The organism is Streptomyces sp. NPDC059649 (assembly GCF_042734445.1).
Taxonomy (GTDB): domain Bacteria; phylum Actinomycetota; class Actinomycetes; order Streptomycetales; family Streptomycetaceae; genus Streptomyces.
In genome coordinates, this window is the sequence record NZ_JBHWDV010000052.1 from 40,880 (window position 1) to 48,851 (window position 7,972).

8 protein-coding genes are annotated in these 7,972 nt (G+C 70.1%); 4 read left to right on the forward strand and 4 right to left on the reverse strand.

Annotation, left to right across the window (positions count from 1 at the left end):
• The first annotated feature begins 22 nt into the window (after window positions 1–22).
• Window positions 23–493: a nickel-type superoxide dismutase maturation protease gene (sodX, locus tag ACFV1J_RS33940; protein ID WP_385864658.1), complete on the forward strand. Its 471-nt coding sequence runs from the start codon at window positions 23–25 to the stop codon at window positions 491–493.
• On the opposite strand, the gene ACFV1J_RS33945 is transcribed toward sodX, so the two are convergent.
• Window positions 397–1,026 carry a CGNR zinc finger domain-containing protein gene (locus tag ACFV1J_RS33945; RefSeq protein WP_385864660.1) on the reverse strand — a complete coding sequence of 210 codons (630 nt, stop codon included), beginning with the start codon at window positions 1,024–1,026 and terminating at the stop codon, window positions 397–399. The genes sodX and ACFV1J_RS33945 overlap by 97 nt on opposite strands.
• 94 nt (window positions 1,027–1,120) lie before the next feature.
• Here ACFV1J_RS33945 and ACFV1J_RS33950 point away from each other — a divergent pair, with 94 nt between their 5' ends.
• Window positions 1,121–1,882 (forward strand): class I SAM-dependent methyltransferase, encoded by a 762-nt coding sequence (locus tag ACFV1J_RS33950; protein ID WP_385864662.1) that lies wholly within the window; start codon window positions 1,121–1,123, stop codon window positions 1,880–1,882.
• A 79-nt stretch (window positions 1,883–1,961) separates the two neighbouring features.
• On the opposite strand, the gene ACFV1J_RS33955 is transcribed toward ACFV1J_RS33950, so the two are convergent.
• The 3 genes from ACFV1J_RS33955 to ACFV1J_RS33965 all read right to left on the reverse strand — a co-directional run bounded on the left by ACFV1J_RS33955 (window position 1,962) and on the right by ACFV1J_RS33965 (window position 4,736).
• Window positions 1,962–2,714, reverse strand: a complete 753-nt coding sequence (locus tag ACFV1J_RS33955) for an amino acid ABC transporter ATP-binding protein (protein WP_385864685.1) — start codon at window positions 2,712–2,714, stop codon at window positions 1,962–1,964.
• A gap of 44 nt (window positions 2,715–2,758) precedes the next feature.
• Window positions 2,759–3,700, reverse strand: a complete 942-nt coding sequence (locus ACFV1J_RS33960) for an amino acid ABC transporter permease (RefSeq protein ID WP_385864664.1) — start codon at window positions 3,698–3,700, stop codon at window positions 2,759–2,761.
• A gap of 61 nt (window positions 3,701–3,761) precedes the next feature.
• Entirely contained in the window at window positions 3,762–4,736 is a 975-nt protein-coding gene (locus ACFV1J_RS33965; RefSeq protein ID WP_385864666.1) for an ABC transporter substrate-binding protein, read from the reverse strand.
• Window positions 4,737–5,277: 541 nt separating this feature from the next.
• Between ACFV1J_RS33965 and ACFV1J_RS33970 the strand changes: the two genes are divergently transcribed.
• Both ACFV1J_RS33970 and ACFV1J_RS33975 read left to right on the forward strand, forming a co-directional pair.
• The gene (locus tag ACFV1J_RS33970) at window positions 5,278–6,507 is read left to right on the forward strand and encodes an NADP-dependent malic enzyme (RefSeq protein WP_385864668.1); all 1,230 of its coding nucleotides are present in this window, start codon (window positions 5,278–5,280) and stop codon (window positions 6,505–6,507) included.
• A gap of 191 nt (window positions 6,508–6,698) precedes the next feature.
• Complete coding sequence (locus tag ACFV1J_RS33975) at window positions 6,699–7,661, forward strand: zinc-binding dehydrogenase (protein WP_385864670.1); 963 nt, start codon at window positions 6,699–6,701, stop codon at window positions 7,659–7,661.
• Window positions 7,662–7,972: the final 311 nt, after the last annotated feature.

The window sequence follows — 7,972 nt, forward strand, 5'->3', positions numbered from 1 at the left end:
GGGCTGGACCGGGAGGTAGGGAATGCCGGAGCGGGTGGACGAGCGCGGGCCGGAGCAGGGCGAGGGCGCGGAGCCGGGGCAGGAGCGGGCCGGGCTGCTCCGTGCGTTCGGGCTGGCCGAGGTCTACAACCCGTCAATGGTGCCCACGCTGCAGCCCGGTGACCAGCTGGTGGTGCAGTACGGCGCGGTGGTGCGGCCCGGTGACGTGGTCGTGCTGCGGCACCCGTTCCGGCAGGACCTGCTGATCGTCAAGCGGGCCGTGCGGCGACAGGACGGCGGCTGGTGGGTCCAGGGGGACAATCCGTTCGTCGAGAACGACAGCCGGGAATTCGGGGTCGTTCCGGACGAACTGGTCATCGCCCGTGCCCGGCTGCGGCTGCGGCCGCCGCGCGGGATTCAGCGGTCGGTGCCCGCGCTGCTCTCCTGGGCGGCGTCCGCGGTCCGTCCGGTGCGTGCCGAGCGCTCGCTCTCCAGGCGTTTGCGGGCGCGATAGGCGGCGACGTTGGCGCGGGTGGCGCAGCGGTCGGAGCAGTAGCGCCGGGAGCGGTTGGTGGACGTGTCCAGGTAGACGTGGCGGCAGGGGGCCGCCTCGCAGATGCCCAGGCGGTCCACGCCCAGTTCGGTGAGGTGGAAGGCCAGGCCCATGCAGGCGGTCGCGGTGAAGCCGGCCGTCGCGTTGGCGGCCTGGTCGGCGATGTGCATGTGCCAGTTGGGCCGGCCGTCCTCGTCCCGGTACTCATGGCCGGAGATCTGCGGGCTGACCGGGAACTCCATCATCAGCGCGTTGAGCAGGTCCACCGCCAGGACCTCGTCGCCGCCGGCGGCGGCCTCGAAGACCGCGCGCAGCCGGGCGCGCACCGCCCGCAGCCGGGTGACGTCGCTGTCGGTCGCCCGCCGGGCCGCCTGCTGGGCGGGCCCGAAGAGCTCGCGCACGGCCTCGACCGAGGTCAGGCTGTCGCTGCCGCGCTCGGGCTGCTCGGTGTTGACCAGCCGCACGGCATAGTCCGAGTAATAGGCCAGTTCCACTTGTAGTCCTTACGGGCGGTGGATAGGGTGCGGTTGTGTGGGTGCGGTAATGGGCGGACCCACTACCAGGGTATTACGGTGTGGAGGGGAAGCGATGACCGAGACTGTCGTCGGTGCCGGTTGGCAGGCGTGGCAGGACAGTTGGGACCGGCAGCAGGAGTGGTACCTCCCCGACCGTGAGGAGCGGTTCCGGGTGATGCTCGACATGGTCGAGGCGCTGGTGGGCCCCGCGCCCCGGGTGCTCGACCTCGCCTGCGGTACGGGCAGTATCACCGACCGGCTGCTGAAGCGGTTCCCGAAGGCCGAGAGTGTGGGTGTCGACCTGGATCCCGCGCTGCTGGCCATCGCGGAAGGGTACTTCGAGAACGAGCCCCGGGTCAGGTTCGTACGGGCCGATCTGAAGGACCCGGACTGGACGGCGAAGCTGCCGCACGACGCGTACGACGCCGTCCTCACCGCGACCGCGCTGCACTGGCTGCACACCGAGCAGCTGCGGGCCCTCTACGGCCAGCTCGGCGCGCTGGTGCGGGACGGCGGGGTCTTCCTCAACGCCGACCGCATGCCGGAGGAGTCCACCCCGCGGATCAACGCCGCCGAGCGGGCCTTCCGGCACGCCCGGATGGAGAAGGCCAAGGCCGCCGGCGCGGTCGACTGGGCCGAGTGGTGGCAGCTGGCCGCCGCCGACCCCCGACTGGCCGGGCCGACCGCCGAACGCTTCGAGATCTACGGCGAGCACGCCGACGGCGACACCCCCTCGGCGGCCTGGCACGCGGCCGCCCTGCGGGACTCGGGCTTCGCGGAGGCCCGGACGGTGTGGTCCTCGCCCACCGACGCGCTGGTGCTGGGCCTGAAGTAGCACCCGTACACGGCGGTGGTGGGCCGCTCCCCCGGGGACCGGCCCACCACGTCGTACCGCACCTGCAAAGGGAGCGGCCCTACAGCACCTTCGACAGGAACGACTTCGTCCGCTCGTGCTGCGGGTTGCCCAAAACCTCGCGCGGGTGGCCGGACTCGACGACCACGCCGTCGTCCATGAAGACCAGCGAGTCGCCGACCTCGCGGGCGAAGCCCATCTCATGGGTGACGACGATCATCGTCATACCGTCCGCCGCCAGGTCCTTCATGACGTCCAGGACGTCACCGACCAGCTCCGGGTCGAGCGCCGAGGTCGGCTCGTCGAAGAGCATCAGCTTCGGCTCCATGGCCAGCGCCCGGGCGATCGCCACCCGCTGCTGCTGGCCGCCGGAGAGCTGCGAGGGGTAGTTACCGGCCTTGTCGGCCAGCCCCACCCGGTCCAGGAGCTTGCCGGCGCGCTCCCGGGCCGCGGCCTTGGACTCGCCCTTGACCTGGACCGGCGCCTCCATGACGTTCTCGATCGCGGTCATGTGCGGGAAGAGGTTGAAGCGCTGGAAGACCATGCCGATGTCGCGGCGGCGGGCGGCGACCTCGCGGTCGCGCAGCTCGTAGAGCTTGCCGTTGTGCTCGCGGTAGCCGACCAGTTCGCCGTCGACGGACAGCCGGCCGGCGTTGATCTTCTCCAGGTGGTTGATGCAGCGCAGGAACGTCGACTTGCCGGAACCGGACGGGCCGATCAGGCAGAAGACCTCCCGGGGCGCGACCTCCAGGTCGATGCCCTTGAGGATGTGCGCCGCGCCGAAGGACTTGTGGACGCCCTCGGCCTTGACCATCGGGCCGCCGCTGCTGCCGGCGGCCTTCGTCGTCAGCTTGCTGGTCATCCGACACCTCCGGCGGAGCGGTTGAAGCCGCCGGACAGCCTCGCCTTGGCGCGCTGGAGCGGAGTGGGCGGGAGCTGGCGGCTGGAGCCCCGCGCGTAGTAACGCTCCAGGTAGTACTGGCCGATGCTCAGCACCGTGGTGGCGATCAGGTACCAGGTGGCGGCGAGGATGAGCATCTCGACGACGACACCGGAGTCCCGGCCGACGTTCTGCGCGGCCTGCAGGAGGTCGTAGTACTGCACGGCGATGACCAGCGAGGAGGTCTTCAGCATGTTGATGACCTCGTTGCCGGTCGGCGGCACGATCACCCGCATCGCCTGCGGCACGATGATCCGGCGCAGCGTCCTGCCGTGGCTCATGCCCAGCGCGTGCGCCGCCTCGGTCTGGCCCTCGTCGACGGCGTTCAGGCCGGCCCGGCAGATCTCGGCCATGTACGCGGCCTCGTTGAGGCCGAGGCCGAGCAGCGCGCACAGGAACGGGGTCATGAAGTCCGACCACTCGTCCTTGTAGATCGGCATGATGTCGATGTACTGGAAGACCAGGCCCAGGTTGAACCAGAGGAACAGCTGGACGTACACCGGGGTGCCGCGGAAGAACCAGACGTAGAACCACGCGACGGTCGACGTCACCGGGTTCTTGGACTGGCGCATCACGGCCAGGATCACGCCGAGCACGATGCCGATGACCATCGACAGGACGGTGATCAGCAGGGTGTTGCGCAGGCCCTTGAGGATGTCCCCGTTGAACATGTACTGGGGGATGGCGCCCCAGTTGACGTTCCCGGAGGCGAAGGCCCGGAACAGCAGCGCGATCAGCCCGATGACGACGAGCGCCGCGACCCAGCGCCCGTAGTGGCGGACCGGGATGGCCTTGATCGACTCGGGCGGGGGCGGGGCGTCCGCCGGCGGCTGCGCCGGCTTGTCGACGTCAACTGACACGGATGTTGCCTTTCAGCATTCGACGGGAGGGGCCGGAGGGGACGGGACGGCTGCTGGCGGCTCAGGTGCCGCTGTTGAGCTTCACTTCCTTGACCGCCGCGTCCTTGACATCCCACTTGGCCAGGACGTCGGCGTACGAGCCCTTCTTGATCGCGAGTTCCACGGCGGCCTTGAGGGCGTCGCGGAGCTTCTCCTGGCCCTTGGGGACGGCGATGCCGTACGGGGCCGCCTTCAGCGGCGCGCCGCCGACCATCTGGAAGTCCTTGCCGCCCCCGGAGACCTTCACCGCGTACGCCGCGACCGGGTAGTCGCTGGAGACGGCGTCCACGCCGCCGGTACGCAGCCGGGTCTGCGCCTCGGAGTCGTTGTCGAACGCCTCGATGGAGATCGGCTCCTGGTCGTTCTTCTGGCAGGCCTTCGACTTGTCCTTGGCCAGGTCGTGCGAGACCGTGCCGCGCTGTACCGCGATCTTCTTGCCGCACAGCGTTTCCCAGCCGTCGACGCCGTTGGTCTTGCCCTTCTGGGTGTAGAGCGAGACGCCGACGTTCAGGTAGTCGATGAAGTCGACGCCCTGGCCGATCTTCTTGCCGGTGTTGCTGTCGATGCCCTGCTGGCGCTCCTTGGTGTCCGTCATCGCCGACATCGCGATGTCGTAGCGCTTGGACTTCAGACCGCCCATGAGGGTGTCGAAGGTGGCGTTGTTGAAGTTCAGCTTGATGCCCAGCAACTTGCTCATCGCCGCCGCGAGGTCCGGGTCGATGCCCTTGACCACGCCGTTCGAGCGGAATTCCACCGGCTTGTAGGTGATGTCCGACCCGACCTGGAGGAAGCCCTTTTCCTGTACGTCCTTGGGCAGCAGCTTGAACAGCGGCGCATGGACGTTCCGGCTCTTCTGCGCCTCACGCCGGGCGATCGCGGCATCCGTCTGGTCGCCGCAGGCGCTGAGCACCATCAGCGAGGCGACGACCGCGGCCGCGGCCGCCACGGCTTTACGGTGCCTGCCGGCGGCCGGGCGACGCGTGGGGCTTGCGGTCATGCTGATCCTCCTGCGGGTGGAGAAGCCGACGTGACAAAGACGTGCCGAAAGGGCCGTACGCACCCCTTCGAGCGTTGCGACCTCGGTTGGTGACGGAATCTTGCCATCCGGACTCCGCTATTCGGACTGTCGTACAGGTCAAAATCGGATAACGGACGGGGAAGTGGAGGTGACGGCCCTGTGGCGGATGCGAAACCGGCATCCGGTGGGACGCGAGGGGCGTTAGGTTCGCCCCGGGCGTCTCGGGATCCGGACAGCACACTCACGGCTCTTCTGCCTTTTTAGTCCATTTCGCCGTTATTGTCGGGCCTCTGAACCCGAGGGTAATGAATCTGACTCGTCGGGGCCCGCGCCCGTCGGGTAGAAAGGTGCGTTACACCCCTCATCCGGGGCTCAGGGCGCGTGTGCGGCGCGCCCGGCGTCCGTACCTCCCCCCGCGCGGCGGCCAACCGTCACGCAGGGCGCGGACGCGGTGCCCGCCCACCCCTTAACCAGGGAGTGGTCACCCTCAGCAGATTTACGAATAAAAGGGGTAAGACAAGTGGCAGCGGAGATCGTCAATCCCGCCAGCGACGGCAATACCGGCGCGGACGAAGGCACGGGCACGGCGCCCGACGGCACCTTCGATCCGGCCTTCGCGCTGCATCGCGGCGGCAAAATGGCCATTCAGGCAACCGTCCCGGTGCGTGACAAGGACGACCTGTCCCTCGCGTACACGCCGGGCGTCGCCAAGGTGTGCAGCGCCATCGCCGAGCAGCCCGAGCTCGTGCACGACTACACGTGGAAGTCCCAGGTCGTCGCGGTCGTCACGGACGGCACCGCGGTGCTGGGCCTGGGCGACATCGGCCCGGAGGCCTCCCTCCCCGTGATGGAGGGCAAGGCCATCCTGTTCAAGCAGTTCGGCGGCGTGGACGCGGTGCCGATCGCGCTCGCCACCACCGACACCGACGAGATCATCGAGACCGTCGTCCGGATGGCACCGTCCTTCGGCGGCGTCAACCTCGAGGACATCTCGGCGCCGCGGTGCTTCGAGATCGAGCGCCGGCTCCAGGACGCCCTGGACATCCCGGTCTTCCACGACGACCAGCACGGCACGGCCGTCGTCACGCTCGCCGCGCTGCGCAACGCCGCGAAGCTCACCGACCGCTCGCTGGGGCAGCTGCGCGCGGTCATCTCCGGCGCCGGCGCGGCCGGGGTCGCCATCGCCAAGATCCTCATCGAGGCCGGCATCGGCGACGTCGCGGTCTGCGACCGCAAGGGCGTCGTCTCCGCGGACCGCGAGGACCTCACCGACGTCAAGCGCGAGCTGGCCGGCTTCACCAACAAGGCCAAGCTGGCCGGGTCGCTGGAGCACGCGCTGGACGGCGCCGACGTCTTCATCGGCGTCTCCGGCGGCACGGTGCCGGAGGCGGCGGTGGCGAAGATGGCGAAGAACTCGCTGATCTTCGCGATGGCCAACCCCACCCCGGAGATCCACCCCGACGTCGCGCACAAGTACGCGGCCGTGGTGGCCACCGGGCGCAGCGACTTCCCCAACCAGATCAACAACGTGCTCGCCTTCCCCGGCATCTTCGCCGGCGCCATGCAGGTGCGCGCGTCGCGGATCACGGAGGGCATGAAGCTCGCCGCCGCCGAGGCGCTGGCCGCCGTCGTCGCCGACGAACTGAGCGCCGACCGGGTGATCCCCTCGCCGTTCGACGAGCGGGTCGCCCCGGCCGTCACCGCCGCCGTGGCGGCCGCCGCCCGCGCCGAGGGCGTGGCACGCCGCTGACCCACCGGGCGGGCCTCCCGCCCATGCGCACGGGCCGGGCCCGCACCTCCCTCAGGGTGCGGGCCCGGCCCGTTGCGGTGTGCGTCCTGAGGAGGTGCGCGGCCGTTGTGCCGGTTTGCGGCCGGGTGGCGCGGTGCGTGTCACACCCGTACGCGGTACCGCGGCGCCCGCCCGCGGCCTACGTTGGGATCATGTTTGCTGCCTATGCCGCCCGCATCGACCGTGACCAGCCGCTGAACGGCCTCGAGTTGGGGGAGCGCCCGGCCCCCGAGGTACGCCCCGGCTGGACGACCGTCACCGTCAAGGCCGCCTCGCTCAACCACCACGACCTGTGGACGCTGCGCGGGGTGGGCATCACCGAAGAGTCGCTGCCGATGATCCTCGGCTGCGACGCCGCCGGGATCGACGCGGACGGCAACGAGGTCGTCCTGCACTCCGTCATCGGCCAGACCGGTCACGGCGTCGGCCCCAAGGAGAAGCCCTCCCTCCTCACCGAGCGCTACCAGGGCTCCTTCGCCGAGCAGGTCACCGTCCCCGCCTGGAACGTGCTGCCCAAGCCGAAGGAGCTCTCCTTCGAGGAGGCCGCCTGCCTGCCGACCGCCTGGCTGACCGCGTACCGGATGCTGTTCACCAACGCGGGCGTACGGCCCGGGGACAGCGTGCTGGTGCAGGGCGCGGGCGGCGGCGTGGCGACCGCCGCGATCGTGCTGGGCGCCGCGGCCGGCCTGCGGGTCTTCGCCACCAGCCGGGACGAAGCCAAGCGCAAGCGCGCCCTGGAACTGGGCGCCGAGGCGGTGTTCCCCAGCGGCGAGCGGCTGCCGCAGCGGGTGGACGCGGTGATCGAGACCGTCGGCGCCGCCACCTGGTCGCACTCGGTCAAGTCGCTGCGGCCCGGCGGCACGCTCGTCATCTCCGGCGCGACCAGCGGCTTCACCCCCAAGAGCGGGGAGCTCAACCGGATTTTCTTCCTGGAGCTGAAGATCGTCGGCTCGACGATGGGCAGCAAGGAGGAACTGGCCGGCCTGCTCAGCTTCTGCGCCGCGAAGGGGATCCGGCCGGTGATCGACTCCACGCTGCCACTGGACCGGGCACGCGAGGGCTTCGCGAAGATGGCGGAGGGCGACCTGTTCGGAAAGATCGTCCTCACGGTGTAGTTTCTCGCCCACGTACCTGGCCGTCCCGCCGCGGTTGTTGCTCACCGTTGCCGCTTTGCGGCGCCTCGCACGTACCTGGCTTCCCCGCCGCGGGGCTCGCTCGCCGTTGCGCTTTGCGGCGCCTCGCACGTACCCGTCTGTCCCGCTGTCGGGGTTGCTCGCCGTTGCGCGCTTTGCGGCGCCGCGTACGTACCTGGCTGTCCCGCCGCGGGGCTCGCTCGCCGTTGCGCCTGGCGGCGGGCGTGGTGTTTTTGGGTGCGGTGCCGGCCCTCCAGACTTCGTCCTCCGGTCCAGCCCCTCCCGTTGGTGGG